At 41.5% G+C, this 17,128-nt stretch carries 17 protein-coding genes and 1 pseudogene; 7 read left to right on the top strand and 11 right to left on the bottom strand.

The window, feature by feature from the left end:
- The first annotated feature begins 122 nt into the window (after nt 1–122).
- From V7Z64_RS05820 to V7Z64_RS05810, 3 genes are read left to right on the top strand one after another with little or no spacing between them, the layout of a single operon-like run.
- Nucleotides 123–755 carry a GNAT family N-acetyltransferase gene (locus tag V7Z64_RS05820; RefSeq protein WP_003398366.1) on the top strand — a complete coding sequence of 211 codons (633 nt, stop codon included), beginning with the start codon at nt 123–125 and terminating at the stop codon, nt 753–755.
- 19 nt (nt 756–774) lie between these two features.
- On the top strand, nt 775–1,419 hold the full coding sequence (locus tag V7Z64_RS05815; protein WP_297991560.1) for an acetoin utilization AcuB family protein: 645 nt from the start codon (nt 775–777) through the stop codon (nt 1,417–1,419).
- On the top strand, nt 1,416–2,588 hold the full coding sequence (locus tag V7Z64_RS05810) for an acetoin utilization protein AcuC (protein WP_297991557.1): 1,173 nt from the start codon (nt 1,416–1,418) through the stop codon (nt 2,586–2,588). The genes V7Z64_RS05815 and V7Z64_RS05810 overlap by 4 nt, the downstream gene beginning before the upstream one ends.
- A gap of 72 nt (nt 2,589–2,660) precedes the next feature.
- On the opposite strand, the gene ccpA is transcribed toward V7Z64_RS05810, so the two are convergent.
- Together ccpA and V7Z64_RS05800 are read right to left on the bottom strand one after the other, a co-directional pair.
- Nucleotides 2,661–3,659, bottom strand: a complete 999-nt coding sequence (ccpA, locus tag V7Z64_RS05805) for a catabolite control protein A (RefSeq protein ID WP_297991554.1) — start codon at nt 3,657–3,659, stop codon at nt 2,661–2,663.
- 158 nt (nt 3,660–3,817) lie between these two features.
- On the bottom strand, nt 3,818–4,900 hold the full coding sequence (locus tag V7Z64_RS05800) for a bifunctional 3-deoxy-7-phosphoheptulonate synthase/chorismate mutase (RefSeq protein WP_297991552.1): 1,083 nt from the start codon (nt 4,898–4,900) through the stop codon (nt 3,818–3,820).
- Nucleotides 4,901–5,050: 150 nt separating this feature from the next.
- Here V7Z64_RS05800 and V7Z64_RS05795 point away from each other — a divergent pair, with 150 nt between their 5' ends.
- On the top strand, nt 5,051–7,201 hold the full coding sequence (locus tag V7Z64_RS05795) for a cell division protein FtsA (RefSeq protein ID WP_297991550.1): 2,151 nt from the start codon (nt 5,051–5,053) through the stop codon (nt 7,199–7,201).
- 49 nt (nt 7,202–7,250) lie between these two features.
- Here the strand turns inward: V7Z64_RS05795 and V7Z64_RS05790 are convergent, their stop codons facing one another.
- Nucleotides 7,251–8,366: an aminopeptidase gene (locus V7Z64_RS05790; RefSeq protein ID WP_297991547.1), complete on the bottom strand. Its 1,116-nt coding sequence runs from the start codon at nt 8,364–8,366 to the stop codon at nt 7,251–7,253.
- Between the two features lie 132 nt (nt 8,367–8,498).
- Between V7Z64_RS05790 and V7Z64_RS05785 the strand changes: the two genes are divergently transcribed.
- From V7Z64_RS05785 to ytxJ, 3 genes are read left to right on the top strand one after another with little or no spacing between them, the layout of a single operon-like run.
- Nucleotides 8,499–8,891, top strand: coding sequence for a DUF948 domain-containing protein (locus V7Z64_RS05785; protein WP_297991544.1), 393 nt, complete (start codon nt 8,499–8,501; stop codon nt 8,889–8,891).
- 12 nt (nt 8,892–8,903) lie between these two features.
- Nucleotides 8,904–9,248, top strand: a complete 345-nt coding sequence (locus tag V7Z64_RS05780) for a YtxH domain-containing protein (protein ID WP_297991542.1) — start codon at nt 8,904–8,906, stop codon at nt 9,246–9,248.
- Entirely contained in the window at nt 9,235–9,564 is a 330-nt protein-coding gene (gene ytxJ, locus V7Z64_RS05775) for a bacillithiol system redox-active protein YtxJ (RefSeq protein WP_297991540.1), read from the top strand. The genes V7Z64_RS05780 and ytxJ overlap by 14 nt, the downstream gene beginning before the upstream one ends.
- 12 nt (nt 9,565–9,576) lie before the next feature.
- Here ytxJ and murC read toward each other — a convergent pair whose 3' ends face one another.
- The 8 genes and pseudogenes from murC to V7Z64_RS05735 form a co-directional block, all read right to left on the bottom strand.
- A complete protein-coding gene (gene murC, locus V7Z64_RS05770; protein ID WP_297991536.1) occupies nt 9,577–10,878 on the bottom strand; it encodes a UDP-N-acetylmuramate--L-alanine ligase in 1,302 nt (433 codons plus the stop codon).
- A gap of 161 nt (nt 10,879–11,039) precedes the next feature.
- A complete protein-coding gene (locus V7Z64_RS05765) occupies nt 11,040–12,149 on the bottom strand; it encodes a nicotinate phosphoribosyltransferase (RefSeq protein ID WP_003398378.1) in 1,110 nt (369 codons plus the stop codon).
- 71 nt (nt 12,150–12,220) lie between these two features.
- Entirely contained in the window at nt 12,221–14,290 is a 2,070-nt protein-coding gene (locus V7Z64_RS05760) for a DNA translocase FtsK (protein ID WP_297991535.1), read from the bottom strand.
- A 75-nt stretch (nt 14,291–14,365) separates the two neighbouring features.
- A complete protein-coding gene (gene ytpR, locus V7Z64_RS05755; protein ID WP_297991534.1) occupies nt 14,366–14,971 on the bottom strand; it encodes a YtpR family tRNA-binding protein in 606 nt (201 codons plus the stop codon).
- On the bottom strand, nt 14,968–15,774 hold the full coding sequence (locus V7Z64_RS05750) for a DUF1444 domain-containing protein (RefSeq protein WP_297991533.1): 807 nt from the start codon (nt 15,772–15,774) through the stop codon (nt 14,968–14,970). The genes ytpR and V7Z64_RS05750 overlap by 4 nt, the downstream gene beginning before the upstream one ends.
- Nucleotides 15,767–16,096, bottom strand: coding sequence for a thioredoxin family protein (locus tag V7Z64_RS05745; protein WP_003398383.1), 330 nt, complete (start codon nt 16,094–16,096; stop codon nt 15,767–15,769). The genes V7Z64_RS05750 and V7Z64_RS05745 overlap by 8 nt, the downstream gene beginning before the upstream one ends.
- Nucleotides 16,093–16,614: a DUF84 family protein gene (locus tag V7Z64_RS05740; protein ID WP_297991532.1), complete on the bottom strand. Its 522-nt coding sequence runs from the start codon at nt 16,612–16,614 to the stop codon at nt 16,093–16,095. Before V7Z64_RS05740 ends, V7Z64_RS05745 begins: the two co-directional genes overlap by 4 nt.
- Nucleotides 16,615–16,625: 11 nt before the next feature.
- A pseudogene (locus V7Z64_RS05735) lies at nt 16,626–17,128 on the bottom strand (peptidase M28); the annotation flags it as partial.

Below are 17,128 nucleotides of genomic sequence, written 5' to 3'. Positions count from 1 at the left end.
TTATACTATAAACAATTTCTCAATTTTTAAAAAATTTTCATTTATGTTTATTATGAAAACGATTTAATTTTTATTTTTTTATGTATAATTGAAATGAGATCATTTCAGTAGGCGGTGGGGCAATGGAGCATAAAAAAACATATAACGCAAAACAGTTAAAAACACCGAAAGGAACGTTAATTATTGAGGGGCCGATTTCTCCCGAAAAACTAGCTAGTTATGAATTTCATCACGATTTAACAGCATTTCGTCAGCCACATCAACAACATCAAGCGCTCATTGAAATTGCTGGCCTTCCAGAAGGACGAATTATTATTGCTCGCCACGGTCATACGATCGTTGGCTACGTGACTTTTTTATATCCTGACCCGCTAGAAAGATGGTCGCAAGGGAAGATGGAAAATTTAATCGAACTTGGTGCAATTGAAGTTATCCCAGACTTTCGAGGCTGCGGTGTCGGAAAAAATTTGTTGAAAGTTGCCATGATGGATGATGCGATGGAAGATTACATCATTATTACAACGGAATACTATTGGCATTGGGATTTAAAACGAACGGGTTTAAACGTATGGGAATATCGAAAAGTAATGGAGAAAATGATGAACGCAGGCGGACTCGTCTGGTACGCAACGGACGATCCAGAAATTTGTTCACATCCAGCTAATTGTTTAATGGCTCGAATCGGAAAACGCGTCGATCAGCAATCTATTCAAAAATTTGACCAATTACGCTTTATGAACCGCTTCATGTATTAAAAACAAAGGGGATGGGGAAATGATTGTCGAACAAATGATGAAAACGGATGTTATCGCATTAAAGCCGTCAAACACAATTGGTGATGCGCTAAATATCGTCAAGCAAAAAAACATTCGTCACTTACCTATTGTCGATGATGAACAACATGTCATCGGCATCGTCACCGATCGAGACTTGCGCGATGCAAGCCCGTCTATTTTCCACGCGAATGAACATCTGGAAGATTTGCAAAAACCGTTAAGCACCATTATGAAAACAAACGTCATTACAGGACATCCGCTTGATTTTGTCGAAGAGGTCGCGGCTTTGTTTTACGAACATCGCATTAGCTGTATGCCCATTGTCAAAGAAAATAAACTTGTCGGCATCATTACAGAAAGCGATTTGTTGTACACACTTGTGCAACTGACAGGGGCACACCAACCTGGATCGCAAATCGAAATTAAAGTACCGAATCGAGCAGGAATGTTAAGTGAAGTCGCTTCTATTTTCCAAAAACGAAACATCAATATTTCAAGCGTCCTTGTCTATCCTGATCAAAATGAAATGTATAAAGTACTTGTTTTTCGTATTCAAACGATGAACCCGATGGCGATTATTCATGATTTAAAGGCACAAGGATACGACGTTTTATGGCCGAGCTTGCCGGGGGTTTCATCATGAGCAAAAATAGCGTATTTATTTATTCTGATGCATTCCAAACATACAAGTTCCATGATCGCCATCCGTTCAACCAACTGCGCGTCAAACTCACGTACGACTTGTTACAGACGCTGGGCGCGCTTCATGATTCACAAATTGTAGCACCACGCCTAGCAACAGACGAAGAGCTAGCACTTGTTCATGATACTCATTATATAGAAGCAGTAAAAAAAGCCGGAAGAGGACAACTGCCAGAAGAAGTTGCCCTCAATTATGGATTAGGTACAGAAGATACACCCATTTTTCCAAATATGCATGAAGCGAGCGCTCTTCTTGTTGGCGGAACATTAACAGCAGTTGATTACGTACTTTCCGGCAAAGCTGAGCATGCGCTCAGTTTGGGGGGAGGGCTCCATCATGGATTTCGAGGCAAAGCATCAGGTTTTTGTATCTACAATGATAGCTCAGTCGCCATTAAATATATGCAAGAAAAATACGGTGTGCGCGTTTTATACGTGGACACAGATGCCCATCACGGCGATGGGGTGCAATGGACGTTTTACGATGACCCAAATGTATGCACGTTTTCTATTCATGAAACAGGACGTTATTTATTCCCTGGTACAGGAAATGTTAATGAACGAGGACAAGGAAAAGGATATGGCTACTCGTTCAACATTCCAGTTGATGCGTTTACAGAAGATGAGTCGTGGTTAGCAGCATACACAGAAGCGCTAATCGAAATTGCTGACTTTTTCCGTCCGGACGTCATCTTAACACAAAACGGAGTGGATGCACATTATTATGATCCATTAACACATTTGTGTGCAACGATGCGCATTTATCGCGAAATTCCAAAAATCGCACATCAAATCGCCCACCAATATTGCAACGGCCGTTGGATTGCGGTAGGGGGAGGAGGGTATGACATTTGGCGCGTTGTTCCGCGTGCATGGGCATTATTATGGCTTGAAATGACAGAACAATCCGATATTTCTGGAGCTTTACCGAAGGAATGGATCGCTCGCTGGCAACGTCACGCTCCCGTTTCTTTACCACTCGAGTGGGACGATCCGGAAGACTTATACCCACCTATTCCGAGAAAGGCCGAAATTACAGAAAAAAATGCCCAAACTGTTATGAAAGCACTCCATCCAATCCGAAGCAATAAACAACGGTTAAACTTATAACAAAATAAAAAGGGTGTTCCGAAAGTAGAGAACACCCTTTTCTATGTTCGTACGCACAGTTAGCCGCGCCGCCTATTTTGTCGAATCGCGATATTCAATACGATGCGGCAACACGACAATATGATTGTCAACATGTTCTTTATTCATATATTTCGTTAATAGGCGCATCGCCACAGCACCAATATCATACATCGGCTGTACAACAGTCGTCAACTTCGGGCGAACCATTGTTGCTAAGCGCGTATTATCAAAACCAACAACCTCTAATTCATTAGGAATGCGCACACCGCAATCTTGCGCGCCATGAATGACCCCAAGAGCCATTTCATCTGTTCCAACAAATATCGCCGTTGGATGCTCTGCAAGTTCGGTTAGCTTTTCATATGCTTCAATGCCAGAATCATACGTGTAGTCTCCTTCAACAACAAGCGCATCATCATAAGCAATATTCGCTTCTTCTAAGGCAAGGCGATAACCAGCTAATTTCTTCAACCCGTTAATCGGATCATTTAACGGACCTGTCACATATGCAATTCGTTGATGTCCTTTTTCAATAAGCATATGAACAGCATCGTAAGCCGCTTGTTCGTAATCAATGTTGACAGATGGGATAATATGATTTTTTTCGATTGTTGCTGCCAATACAATCGGCACATCCGATTTTTTAAATTGCTCGACATGCTCTTCCGTTACGTCGCCACCCATAAATAAAATACCATCAACTTGTTTCGCAAGCATCGTATTTAATAAATGTAACTCTTTTTCTTTATTTTGATCAGAATTGCTTAAGATGATGTTATATTTATACATCGTTGCAATATCTTCGATTCCGCGCGCCATTTCTGCAAAGAAAATACTCGAAATATCAGGAATGATCACGCCTACCGTTGTCGTCTTTTTGCTTGCTAATCCACGTGCTACCGCGTTTGGACGATATCCAAGCCGTTCAATAACTTCCAACACTTTTTTTCGTGTTGACGGCTTGACGTTCGGGTTACCGTTAACTACACGTGAAACGGTCGCCATAGACACATTTGCTTCCCTTGCTACATCATAAATTGTTACATTCATCACATACACTCCTTTTTTACGCTCTATATATCAAAAACTGTCGTGAATCGCAATTTTATGTAAAAATATCATACGATAAATGCTTGCCTAAGTGCAACGTTTTCACGAGTAAAATCACAAGAAAAAGCCGGTGAACACTTCACCGGCTTTTCTCTTCGTTATGCTTTTACAAATTGTTTTTGAAACGACTTCAATTCCTCCATAAACTCATTGAATTGATCGATATCCATTTGTTGCGCTGAATCAGATAGGGCAACGGCTGGATCTGGATGCACTTCTGCCATCACCCCATCAGCTCCGATCGCAAGCGCAGCTTTGGCACAAGGTAAAAGCAAATCACGGCGTCCTGTTGAATGTGTCACGTCGACAAACACAGGCAAATGCGTTTCCTTTTTCAAAATCGGTACGGCCGAAATATCAAGCGTATTTCTCGTCGCTTTTTCGTACGTGCGAATTCCGCGTTCACATAAAATGATTTGACCATTTCCTTGTGACATAATGTACTCTGCCGCATGGATAAACTCTTCGATCGTAGCAGCTAACCCACGTTTTAACAATACCGGCTTATTCACTTGACCAGCTGCTTTTAACAACTCAAAGTTTTGCATATTGCGCGCCCCAATTTGAATGACATCAATGTAATCGAGCGCTTTTTCAATATCTGCAGGTGTAACGATTTCACTAATGACCGCTAAATCGAACTCGTCCGCTACCCGTTTTAAAATTTTTAATCCTTCGACTCCAAGTCCTTGGAAATCGTACGGCGATGTACGCGGCTTATACGCTCCACCGCGCAACAATTTTAACCCGTGTCGTTTAATCGCTTGCGCTACTTCCGCTACTTGTTCGTAACTTTCAACCGCGCACGGTCCCATAACAAAATATTGATTGCCATCACCAATTTTTTCACCTTTCACGTCGACAATCGTATTTTCTGGCTTCTTCTTTCGCGATACGAGCAATGCTTTTTTATGATCGTCTTCTTGCAAATCAAGACCAGCTTTAAAAATCTCCTTAAAAATATGCTTCAATGTCGCTGTATCAAATGGCCCATCATTATGTTCTAAAATCAAATCTAACATTTTTCGTTCGCGAACAGGGTCATAAAAATACGTGCCTTGTGCGTCTTTAATTTTCCCAATTTCTTGCACGAGACGCCCACGTTCATTAATTAACTTTAACAACTGCAAATTTAGCTCATCAACCTTCGCTCTCAGCTCATCTAATCGTTCCTTGCTCATTCATCTCATCCTTTCTTTATATAAGCTAAAAAATGTGGTACATTTCTATATAATTAGAGATTATTATAAACGAAGTGGATAAAGTTGTCACCCCTTTATTTATAAAACGCGTTTAAGCGATAAAGAATTTTTTAATTTTCGAAAAAGAAGGTGAGAACCTTGATTTTTGCACTAGACATTGGGACGCGTTCAGTAGTTGGCATTATTTTAAAGGAAACAGATGGGCAATATCAAGTTGAGGACATGGTCATTAAAGAACATGAAGAACGGGCAATGCTTGACGGGCAAATTCACGATGTACTCGCTGTTGCCAAGGTCATTATCGATATAAAAAAAATATTAGAGGAACGACACGGACCTCTTACCCGTGTATGTGTTGCAGCTGCAGGACGCTCATTAAAAACAGAAAAAGGAAAAATTACTATTTCAATAAAAGGAAAGCCCCTTTTAACACACGAGGATGTAGCGTACCTAGAACTTGCTGCTGTTCAACAAGCACAAACAACGTTGGCCGAAAAATCATCTATCGAAAAAAGTCATCATTATTATTGTGTCGGTTATTCCGTCACACGATACGAAATCGACGGAGAAGAAATCGGCAACTTAATTGATCAACAAGGGGAGGAAGCGAGCGTTGAAGTCATCGCCACATTTTTACCGAAACTTGTCGTTGAGTCGCTTCTTGCCGCGCTACATCGCGCCCATTTGGAAATGGAGGCGCTAACACTTGAACCGATTGCTGCATTGAACGTACTTATTCCTCCAACTATGAGACGATTAAATATAGCGCTCGTCGATATCGGGGCAGGAACATCTGATATCGCCATTACCGATCTCGGTACAGTCATCGCCTACGGAATGGTACCGATGGCTGGAGATGAAATTACAGAAGCCATTTCAGATGCGTATTTACTTGATTTTCCCCTTGCTGAACAAGCGAAACGTGACTTGCATACAAAAGAAACGATAACGATTACAGACATTCTTGGCTTTGAAACGGAAGTACCACGAGAACAAATGATTACAACGATTTCAGATGCAATTGATCGCCTCGCTGATGCGATCAGCAAAGAAATTTTGCGGTTAAACAATCATCAACCACCAAAAGCAGTCATGCTCGTTGGAGGAGGAAGCTTAACGCCTGAACTGCCAAAACGGCTCGCTCAAAAGCTTCATCTCCCCGAAAATCGCGTCGCTATTCGCGGTATTGACGCCATCCAAAAATTACATATTGACCGTGAGGAGATGAAACATCGACCAGAACTCGTCACTCCGATTGGAATTGCAATTGCTGCAAAGCAAACGCCTATTCAATACGTAACAGTTCATGTAAATGGTCAGCCTATTCGCCTATTTGATATGAAACAACTGACGATTGGCGATGCGCTATTAGCAGTCGGCATTCAATTACATAAACTGTATGGAAAACCCGGCCTCGCTTGCGTTGTAACGTTAAACGGGCAAACGATTACTATACCAGGAACGCATGGCGAACCACCTGTCATAATGAAAAATGGGGAACGAGCCACATTTGATACACCGATTACAAACGGGGACGACATCGTTGTTGAAAAAGGACGAGACGGCAAACAAGCGACTATTCAGCTTCGTGACTTACTTGAATCATTGCCGACAAAACAAGTGACAATTAATGGACAACGATACACGATTGAACCTGTTGTATTACGAAACGGGGAACACGTTTCTCTTGATACCGTTTTATGTGACCGAGATGACATTGTCGTTCATATGCCTGAAACGATTGAACAACTTTTACAAGCAACAAAAAACGAGAATCTTCTCCAACAACTTGAACCGTTTACATTCATATTGAACGGAAAAAAAATCACGTTTCCTGAATGGGGTGGAACGATATATCGGAATGGAATCGAATGCCAACGCTATGCCACATTTGAAGATGGAGACACGATCGTTGTTCATAAACAAAACGAGCGAACGATTGTTCAAATTGCTGAAGCAAAACAGCTGAAACTGCATTATTCCATGCCAATTATATTTCATGGGGAAACATTGACGTTAACAAAACAAATCGGCACGTTTTATCGTGACGGCGTTGAGCTTAGCGACAACGATACGGTCCAACATGGAGACGTACTTCAATTCTATGAACAAAAAATCGAACCTTTCATTTTTCAAGATATATTTCAATATGTCGACATCGCTATTCCTCACGGGGGTTCAACAACGTTTACATTGCTTAAAAACGGCGAACCGACAACATTTTATGAACCGCTCGCACCAGGAGATCAACTCGAAATTGTCTGGGATAAGAAAAACTAAGCGGATTGTAAAAAAAGCAACTATGAACGCGCCATAGTTGCTTTTTCTTTTATTTTAAGTTTTCTGGATTTAACGGCTCTAATTGTGGGATAACAAATCGACCGTCTTTACGAATGAGTACGCCGTCAAAGTAAATTTCACCACCACCATATTCTGGACGTTGAATCATAACCATATCCCAATGAATGTTGGAATGGTTACCGTTGTATGCTTCATCGTAACATTGACCTGGTGTGAAGTGGAAGCTACCATCAATTTTTTCATCAAACAAAATGTCTTGCATCGGATGTTGAATGTACGGATTGACTCCGATCGCGAATTCACCGATATAGCGCGCCCCTTCATCGGTATCGAAAATTTGGTTAATGCGCTCTGTATCATTAGCGGTTGCTTCAATAATTTTCCCATCTTTAAACGTTAATTTCACGTTCTCAAACGTAAACCCTTGATAAGGGGATGGTGTATTAAATGTAATTGTACCATTTACCGAATCACGCACAGGAGCAGTATACACTTCCCCATCTGGAATGTTCATTTGACCTGAACATTTGACTGCAGGGATATCTTTGATTGAGAACGTTAAATCTGTACCCGGCCCTGTAATGCGCACTTCGTCAGTTTTATCCATCAGTTCAACGAGCGCGTCCATCGCTCTATCCATTTTTCCGTAGTCCAAGTTACATACATTGAAATAAAAATCTTCAAACGCCTCTGTGCTCATTTTTGCAAGCTGCGCCATCGACGGATTTGGATAGCGAAGCACGACCCATTTCGTTTTCGGTACGCGAATGTCACGGTGCACTTTTTGCATAATTGTTTTTCCGTGAATTTTCATCTTGTCAGCTGGCACATCAGCAAACTCATTGATGTTATCGCCCGCACGTAAACCGATGTAGGCATCCATTTGTTTCATAACATTTGCTTCAAATTCAGCTATCATGTTAAACTGCTCTTCTTGTGCACCGAGCAAAAGTGCGCGATCAACTTGATGGTCTTTTAACGACACAAACGGGTAAGCGCCTACAGCATACGCCTCGCGCACAAGAGCGATGACAAGTTCCCGCTGTAAACCGAAGTTTTCAATTAATACTTTTTCACCTTTTTGTAAACGGAGCGAGTAATGGACTAAATTTTTTGCTAACTTTTCAATACGCGGGTCTTTCATTTTGTATTCCTCCATTCCATCATATGTACATGTATATTGTAACCGATCCACAAAAAATTTGGAGTTTTTTGCAGGATTTTTTCTCTTTTTGTCGAATGAAAAGTAAGATAGACAGAAAGGAGTTTTTTTGCAATGAACATCGTTTTATACAGCAGCGTTGCACTCATCGCGATCGCCTTCCTCATTTTAGTCGTTTATGTCGTCCAGACGTTGAAAACTCTTCAAACAACGTTAAAACACGTAGCAAAAACCGTCGAAGAAGTTGAAAAACAAATGCATGAAATCGGAAAAGAAACGGCACAATTACTACATAAGACGAACGCGCTCGCAGATGATGTGCATAAAAAAGCTGAAAGCTTGCAAGGTGTATTTGATGCGGTCAAACAAGTAGGTGTAACCGTTCAAACGTTTAACGACTCGATATCAAAAACGTTAGCAACAAATGAAAAAAAAATTACACAGGCGATTCAATGGGGACAAACACTCATTGAAATATGGACGAAATGGAAAGGAAGACGAAAATAAGGAGGAGTTTGTATGTCAAAAAATCACTCTTTTCTACTCGGTGCTATTGTTGGCGGCATTGCTGGCGCTGCAACTGCATTATTTTTGTCGAGCGAAAAAGGAAAACAACTATTGAATGAATCAACTGTTCGAGGCAAGCAAATATTACATGACTTATCCGAAATGAAAAACTCAACAATAAACGAACAAAAAAACGAATCAAGCCGCATAGAGCAAGAGGAGCAAAAACCGTTTTCATCCATTCCTATCCCACTCCCTTCATCGGATGTGGAACAGTTGTTAAAAGAAACGGAACAAGCAGTTGATGATGTAGAAAAACGCCTTAATCGAGGAACTGATGCATATGGAGAAAATTGAAACAATCGAACAGTTTGAGCAAATCTGTTTATCAAACCGTCCGTTTTTCATGATGAAGCATAGTCTAACATGTCCAATTAGCCATCGGGCATGGCAGGAGTTTGAGCGGTTTGCAAACGATTTCCCACACATTCCTGCATATTACTTATATGTGCAACACGCTCGCCCATTGTCGCAACATATTGCACAAATGTTTCATGTGAGACACGAATCCCCTCAAGTACTATGGATTACTGAGCAGGGTGCACAATGGCATGCCTCACACTGGAACGTCACGTATGAGGAGATGAAAAAAGCAACTATGAGCGCATCATAGTTGCTTTTTTACTTATACGTGAACCGATTGTTCATATTTCTCTTGAAATTTTTGAATATCGCCCGCCCCCATAAAAATGAGCACAGCATTTTCATGCTGCTTCAACATATCGACTTGTTCTTCATGCAATAGCTTTGCTCCATCAATTCTCGCACGCAAATCTTCGATCGATAATTTTCCTTGATGTTCCCGCGCTGATCCGAAAATATCGCACAAATATACAGCATCAGCAAGCGTTAAACTTTCCGCAAACTGTTGTAAAAATGTTTGTGTTCTTGTATACGTGTGCGGCTGGAAAATCGCAACAATTTCACGTTCTGGATACTTTTGTCTTGCTGCCTCAATCGTTGCCCGTATTTCTGTCGGATGGTGAGCATAATCATCAATCAGCACTTGTGTGCCAAACAACTTTTCGTTAAAACGGCGTTTGACCCCTGGGAAATTCGCCAAGCGTTCTTGAATAATGCTAACATCAATTTCTTCATAATGGCAGAGCGCAATGACAGCAAGCGCATTAAGTACATTGTGGTCACCATATCGCGGAATATGAAAAGACGCAAAAAATGTATGGCGTACAAACACGTCAAACGATGTTCCTTCCGGCGTCTTCACAATATTGCGCGCTTGGAAATCATTATCTTCTCCAAACCCATAGAAAACGACGGGAACTTTAGTTTGAATTTTTTGTAAATATTCATCATCCCCACAAGCAATGATCCCTTTTTTCACTTGCCACGCCATTTGTTGAAATGCTGAGAATACATCCTCAATATTAGCAAAGTAATCAGGATGGTCAAAATCAATGTTCGTCATAATGGCATAATCGGGAGAATAAGCTAGAAAGTGACGACGATATTCACACGCTTCAAAGACAAAATATTTACTTCCTTCTCTTCCTTTTCCAGAACCATCTCCGATCAAATATGACGTTGGTTGTGCTCCTTGCATGACATGGGCAAGCAACCCTGTCGTTGATGTTTTTCCATGAGCACCTGTGACAGCGATACTAGTGAATTTTTGCAAAAATTCACCTAAAAACTGATGATAACGAATAACCGGTACACCAAGTTCACGCGCCGCTACAATTTCTTCATGGGTATCTGGAAATGCGTTACCTGCAATCACGATCATATTTTTTTGAATATTTTCAGCGCTGAACGGAAAAATAGGGATTCCTCTTTTTTCTAAAGCTTCTTGCGTAAAAAATCGTTTATCGTAGTCTGAACCTTGTACGACACATTTCATATCGTGTAACACTTGAGCAAGTGCACTCATTCCAGTTCCTTTAATACCGACAAAATGGTAAATAGTCATAAAAAAACCTCCACCAACTATCGTTGATCTATATAACAGTATATGACACAAATTTCGTTTTGCTCTTTTCATCTTATGTAACAACGTTCATTATACCATCGTTTCACCGCGATGATAAGAAAAACTGATAGAAGAGACGTTCTTCTATCAGTTTTTCCGCGTTACTGGGGCGTATACTCAACTTTTTCAAGTCGTGGGTTCGGCCGATAGCGCCGGCCGGCTTTCGCTTGATGTTTTCCATTTAATAACACGTTATCGCCCGTAAAACCGATATGTACTTTTAACAAGCTGCTCCCCACTCCATACATATCGACTGGCACACCTTGTTTTTCAAACTCAATAATGCGCTGCTCATTAAATCCGCCGCTTACAACAATTTTTACATGTTCAAATCCTTCACGATCAAGCGCCTCCCGCAAAGCAAAAATAAGTGGCGGATTAACACCGCGCGGATCAAATGTTCCAAGCACTTCTGGGTGACGAATAAAATATTGATCAATCATCGTCCGTGATGTATCAACGCGGACGGCCTTTAACTTATCCCCAAATTCGCGGGCCACTTTTAACGCGTCTGTAATACAGTCATTGTTATAGTCAACGAGAACAATTAAATCATCATCTGGATATTTCGCATGATACGCCTTGGCCGCGGCAACGACATCGCCATCAAACAATTGAATGAGCGCATGCGGCATCGTTCCCATTCCTTGTTTTCCCCACCATTCGTTCATCGCATGCGTCGCTTGGGCAGTTGAGCCGCCAATAAAAGCGGCGTATCCATCACCTGCTTGCATCATAAAATGATCATCACGATCTCCCATAAAAATGATCGGTTTTTGCACGCCGGATAATGCTGCCGCTTTGACAACGTTATATACGTTCGTTGCGACAGATGTACGGCGTGCTAAAATACCGTCAATGATTCCTTCTAAATATCCGAAGTTTTGATATGGACCTGTAATCGTCAACACCGTTTCAAATGGGCTAATTTTATCACCGTCTTTTAATGAATAAATTTCTAATTTTTCTGGCTCATCCGCAAACGTATGCAACAATGCAATAACTTCATCTGTCCCGCATAACACAGCATGTTCCTTTTGAAAAAATTGCATCGTAACAATGTTATTCGGACGAAACTCTTTCACGATTTCACGCGTCTTCAAAAAATATACGGCTGAAAACCAGCCATCTCGCACACGCTCATCAAATTTAAACGTTTTATTTGTTAGCCGTTTAATTTTCCCTTGTAATTTCAATTCAATTTCTTTCATTTTGCTTTCCCCTTCAGCCATCGTTTTCACGTATTTAGCATAGCATGTTTTCTATTTCACGACTACTCTATCTAAATCGTGTCTTGTAGTTGTTCAAGATCTTGTTCATTAATTAACACATCGCGCGGCTTGCTTCCTTTTGGTGCCGATACAATTCCACGCTGCTCCATCATTTCAATTAAACGAGCCGCTCGGTTGTACCCGATACGAAAACGACGTTGTAAGCTCGATGTGGAGGCACCACCTTGTTGAACGACAAACTCACACGCTTCATAAAACAGTTCATCATCTTCATCAGCTTGTGTATGTTGTTGCAACAGCTCATCATGTTGAAATAAATACGACGGCTCCATTTGCTGACGCACATGGGACACGACGCGCTCGATTTCCTCATCAGACACAAAATTGCCTTGTAAACGAATCGGTTTCGCTGTTCCATTTTCTAAAAATAACATATCGCCGCGACCGAGTAATTTCTCTGCTCCATTCATATCGATGATCGTGCGCGAATCAATTTGTGACGATACGGAAAAGGCGATGCGCGTTGGAATATTCGCCTTAATTAGTCCGGTAATGACATCAACAGATGGTCTTTGTGTAGCAACAAGCAAATGGATACCACACGCTCGCGCTTTTTGTGCGATGCGACAAATTGCCTCCTCGACATCAGCTGGCGCAACCATCATTAAATCTGCTAATTCATCAATGACAATAACGATATAAGGTAAATGTTGTTCTAGCTTTTGTGCTTTTCGCACTAACTCATTATAACGAACGATGTCACGCACACCCGTATGCGCAAACAACTCATATCTCCTCTCCATTTCACATACAGCCCATTTTAACGCTGCTGTTGCTGCCTTTGCATCTGTGATAACGGGGCTGACTAAGTGTGGAATATGATTGTATGGCGCAAGCTCGACCATTTTCGGGTCAATAAGGAGCAGCTTGACATCACGTGGCGTCGCTTTATACAACAAGCTGACTAACACCGCATTCATACATACGCTTTTTCCCGATCCAGTTGCACCGGCAATCAATCCGTGTGGCATCTTTTTTAAATCGGTTACGATCGGTTTACCTGAAATATCTAATCCTAACGCAACCGTCAATGGAGAGGTTGACTGTTGAAACGCTTCGCTTTGTAACACTTCACGAATGAAAACCGGACGGCTAGAGCGATTAGGCACTTCGATCCCAATCGTGTTTTTCCCCGGAATAGGTGCTTCCATACGAATGTCAACAGCTGCTAAATTTAATTTAATATCGTCCGCTAAATTCGTAATTTTATTCACTTTTACACCAAGTTCTGGCTGTACTTCAAAACGGGTAACCGTCGGACCTTGCGTCACGTGAACAACTGTTGCTCCAACGTTAAAATTTTTAAACGTTTCGTTGAGACGCTCAGCTTGTTCTTTTAGCCATGTCTCATCGTCTTCGTGGCGAATGAGTGGAAGTTGTAACAACGACAGCGACGGAAATACGTACGCTTGCTTTTCTTTCCGCTCCTTCCACTTTTCTCGATCTTGTTTCAACATCATCACGTTATACGGTACACCGCTTCGCTGACGTACCCGTTCTTCTTTGTGCTGTTGCCCTGGCATTTCTTCATCTTTTTCATTAACATGCTCGATTTCTTCTTGTATGTCCGGTTTTTGCTCTTGCTGTACATGTTTTTCTAGTCGTATCATATCGTTCGTCTCTTCCTTCGGACATTCGCTTACTTGTAGATGCACTCGTTCCCCTTTTTCGACTTCGTCAACAGCTGGGAGTTCAAATTCGACTACTCCCTCATTTTCGTTTTTTCGTTCGACACGTTCTATTCGTCTATAACCAAATACAGGAGACGGAACATCGGTTGGGCGAAATGCATGCGATTCGTTGCGCATACGTTCTATGCGGTACGTTTTTTGTTCAAACGAAACGATTTGTGGCGATGGTTGTTTTTGTTCATATGTGCTTTCCTTTGGTTCATCTGGAATTAATGGAAAACGAAACTTTCCTTTCGGATATTCGTAAACGACCTTTGCTTCAATTTCTTTATGTTCGTTCATCGGCATAGACGGAGGATGTTTACGGTTTTCTTTCGTCCCATCATCCCCCCCGAATAAATAGCGAAGTAATGCCTTTAACAAGCCCATTTTATTCTCACTCTTTCTTTCTTTGTGCATTCGGTTTTATTTTACCACAAAAAAAGCTGACTGCCGCAACGGAAGTCAGCTGAAAAATGGTTGCCCTACTTCGTATTCATCATTTAAAACGAGAATGCCTTTCTCTTGAGGAGCGTTCGGTAAATCTAGTTCGCGCGCAGAACAAATCATTCCGTACGACTTCACTCCTCGCAATTCCGCTTCTTGAATGACGAGACCGCTTGGCATAACCGCTCCGACTTTTGCTACAACCACTTTTTGTCCTGCGGCTACGTTCGGAGCCCCACATACAATTTGTAACGTTTCGTTTCCAACATCTACTTGACAAACGCTTAGTTTATCAGCATTCGGATGTTTCTCTTTTTCTTTTACATAACCGACGACAAATTTTGGCGATAAATCAGCTGTTACTTGTTCATTTACGCCATTTTTTCTCAATATATCGTTAATTGTTACAATCACTTGTTCTGTTAATTCAACGACGCCATTTCCTTCAAATGCACCGTATGTAGATGCTTGAAAAATATTGTAGCCGACCGTTTCCCCTGTCTGCTCATTAAAAATGCGCACAACATCTCCCTTTTTCTCAAAAGCACGTGCTTGTGGATCAACAGCTTTCAACGTAATAAGCAACGTATCGCCAATCCCTTCACGATTGTAAAATACATTCATTGTTTCTCATCCTTTCGACGATTTTTTCCAAGAATAAAAATGGGTTGAAGTTGTCCTTCTTCGTATAAAAACGAAAGCGCAGTGATCGGCACTCTGCCGCTCGCGAAAAAACTCATTGTCAACTGCGCAAGTACATCATAGCCGATTTCATTTTCAATGTCAGCAATAATGAGTACATCTTGATGAGGAACAGCGAGTAACATCGTTCCTTTTATTTTTTCAGCAAACTTTTTCAAAAAAGCATCGTTTAATATACGACTTGCATCATATCCATCGTTTGTGTTCAAAAAGTAAAACGTATTGCCGGCGACACGATCTTCTTTCACCGTCGTCGGCAATGAGCGAACGTTAAAGCGCGCGACTTCTTTTAATTGTTGCACATCCCATCGTTCCGATTCGACTAAACGTTCATCAATTAGCCGATACGTCGTCCCTAAATCGAGAGCGTAATAAATGCGCGTTTCTGCCGTATGTTCGTCATAAATAAACATCGTTCCTTCGTTCGTCTTTGTCGGGAATGAGGTAGAACGAATGACTGGATATATATGCTTTTCTTTTCCATGTAACGACGAATGATCATGTAATGCAGTTAATGTTTGTTCGACGTAATAAACGATTTCGTCAATGGCACGCTCTTTCTCAATTTCCCATTTTGCGATAATTGGTGGCAAGGAGATCGTCACTCCTTTTTTCGTTTCCCGATGTTCAATTCGGAGCGTATCTTTTTTCCGATCCCATCGAAAATCCCATGGATAATGAGATAGCCGCTGTTGAATATGATCGCTTATTTGCCGACTATTCATTGCGCCCACCTAAACTTTGTTGAATAAACGCTACAATTTCTTCTTTTGTTTTCCGATCTTTGCTCACAAACCGTCCACGTTCTCGTCCATTTTCATATGCAATAAAACTCGGGATGCCAAATACGTTATGCTCCGTAAACAAATCGAGCAACTGATCGCGATCAACAGCATAAAACGTATAGTCTGAAAACTGCGCTTCAATTTCTGGTAAAATTGGTTTTATTACTTGACAATCTGGGCACCAATCAGCCGTAAACATCATAATCACTTTTCCACGCTGAATGACTTCATTGTATTGCTCAATGCTTTCAATCATTTTCATCTATTTATCCACCCTTTCTTATGCTCATATTGCCCTTTTAACATTTGAACAATATGTGTATACATATTTGTTCGATCGAGCGTTCCGTTTGTCAAAATGCCAATCGCCCCTTCATTAGAACGGACATCGCGACGATTTGCATATTCATCTATAACTTCAGCCAATTCTTTTCCATGCTTCAATTGAATCCCGATTTCATCAGGCAACGGAATGCGCGCCCCTCCTGCGACAACGACGACTCCATCTCGGTCAACGAGCGCCCCCCAATTGCATAACCAAATCGTCTCATCTTGTGCAACAAATACGCCACCTTCTAAACCAATCCCGATATGCGCTTGTTGTTCACGAAGAACAGCTAATGTCGCACGCTCGATTGCCCCTTGCAACGTTTCTTCATCGGAGAAAGGTTGCTTTGATACGCTCAGCTGTACTTGACAACAAACTATGTCATTCATAGGAAAAACAGCACGTACTGCTTCTATTTTCGTTTTATTTTTCGTCCCGACTGCAACTTTCACGCCCATTCCCCTTAGCCGTTGTTTCGAATTGTTTCGACTGTAGAACGATCACATTGCTTCACCAATTCGATAAGTAACTGCTTTGCCGCAGCATAATCATCTATGTGAACGATGGAAGCATGCGTATGAATATAACGGGCACAAACGCCAATGACAGCTGAAGGGACGCCGCTATTAGCCATATGCACTCTTCCTGCATCCGTCCCACCGCCTGGTGAAACGAAATATTGATAAGGGATACGATGCGTTTCCGCTGTATCTAAAATAAACTCTCGCATGCCGCGATGTGTAATCATCGTGCGATCATAAATGCGGACAAGCGCGCCTTTGCCAAGATGCCCAAACTCTTTTTCGTCCCCTGTCATATCGTTTGCTGGGCTTGCATCTAATGCGAAGAAAATATCCGGTTGGATCATTGTTGCTGCCGTTTGCGCCCCACGGAGACCTACTTCCTCTTGAACAGTCGCTCCAGAATATAGTACATTCGGCAACGTTTCATCTTTTAACTCTTTTA

This window comes from Anoxybacillus sp. (genome assembly GCF_036834105.1).
In the GTDB taxonomy this organism is placed as follows: Bacteria; Bacillota; Bacilli; order Bacillales; family Anoxybacillaceae; genus Anoxybacillus.
Note: the sequence above shows the minus strand (reverse complement) of the source record. Positions and strands in the feature narration are given on the sequence as shown.

Excerpts from the sequence above, each read along its gene's own strand:
- ccpA (WP_297991554.1), bottom strand. The coding sequence starts at position 3,659 with ATGAATGTAACAATTTATGATGTAGCAAGGGAAGCAAATGTGTCTATG.
- V7Z64_RS05765 (WP_003398378.1), bottom strand. The coding sequence starts at position 12,149 with ATGAAAGAAATTGAATTGAAATTACAAGGGAAAATTAAACGGCTAACA.
- ytpR (WP_297991534.1), bottom strand. The coding sequence starts at position 14,971 with ATGAATGTATTTTACAATCGTGAAGGGATTGGCGATACGTTGCTTATT.
- V7Z64_RS05780 (WP_297991542.1), top strand. The coding sequence starts at position 8,904 with ATGTCAAAAAATCACTCTTTTCTACTCGGTGCTATTGTTGGCGGCATT.
- V7Z64_RS05790 (WP_297991547.1), bottom strand. The coding sequence starts at position 8,366 with ATGAAAGACCCGCGTATTGAAAAGTTAGCAAAAAATTTAGTCCATTAC.
- V7Z64_RS05800 (WP_297991552.1), bottom strand. The coding sequence starts at position 4,900 with ATGAGCAAGGAACGATTAGATGAGCTGAGAGCGAAGGTTGATGAGCTA.
- V7Z64_RS05785 (WP_297991544.1), top strand. The coding sequence starts at position 8,499 with ATGAACATCGTTTTATACAGCAGCGTTGCACTCATCGCGATCGCCTTC.
- V7Z64_RS05760 (WP_297991535.1), bottom strand. The coding sequence starts at position 14,290 with ATGGGCTTGTTAAAGGCATTACTTCGCTATTTATTCGGGGGGGATGAT.
- V7Z64_RS05810 (WP_297991557.1), top strand. The coding sequence starts at position 1,416 with ATGAGCAAAAATAGCGTATTTATTTATTCTGATGCATTCCAAACATAC.
- V7Z64_RS05745 (WP_003398383.1), bottom strand. The coding sequence starts at position 16,096 with ATGAAAATGATTGAAAGCATTGAGCAATACAATGAAGTCATTCAGCGT.
- V7Z64_RS05820 (WP_003398366.1), top strand. The coding sequence starts at position 123 with ATGGAGCATAAAAAAACATATAACGCAAAACAGTTAAAAACACCGAAA.
- ytxJ (WP_297991540.1), top strand. The coding sequence starts at position 9,235 with ATGGAGAAAATTGAAACAATCGAACAGTTTGAGCAAATCTGTTTATCA.
- murC (WP_297991536.1), bottom strand. The coding sequence starts at position 10,878 with ATGACTATTTACCATTTTGTCGGTATTAAAGGAACTGGAATGAGTGCA.
- V7Z64_RS05750 (WP_297991533.1), bottom strand. The coding sequence starts at position 15,774 with ATGAATAGTCGGCAAATAAGCGATCATATTCAACAGCGGCTATCTCAT.
- V7Z64_RS05815 (WP_297991560.1), top strand. The coding sequence starts at position 775 with ATGATTGTCGAACAAATGATGAAAACGGATGTTATCGCATTAAAGCCG.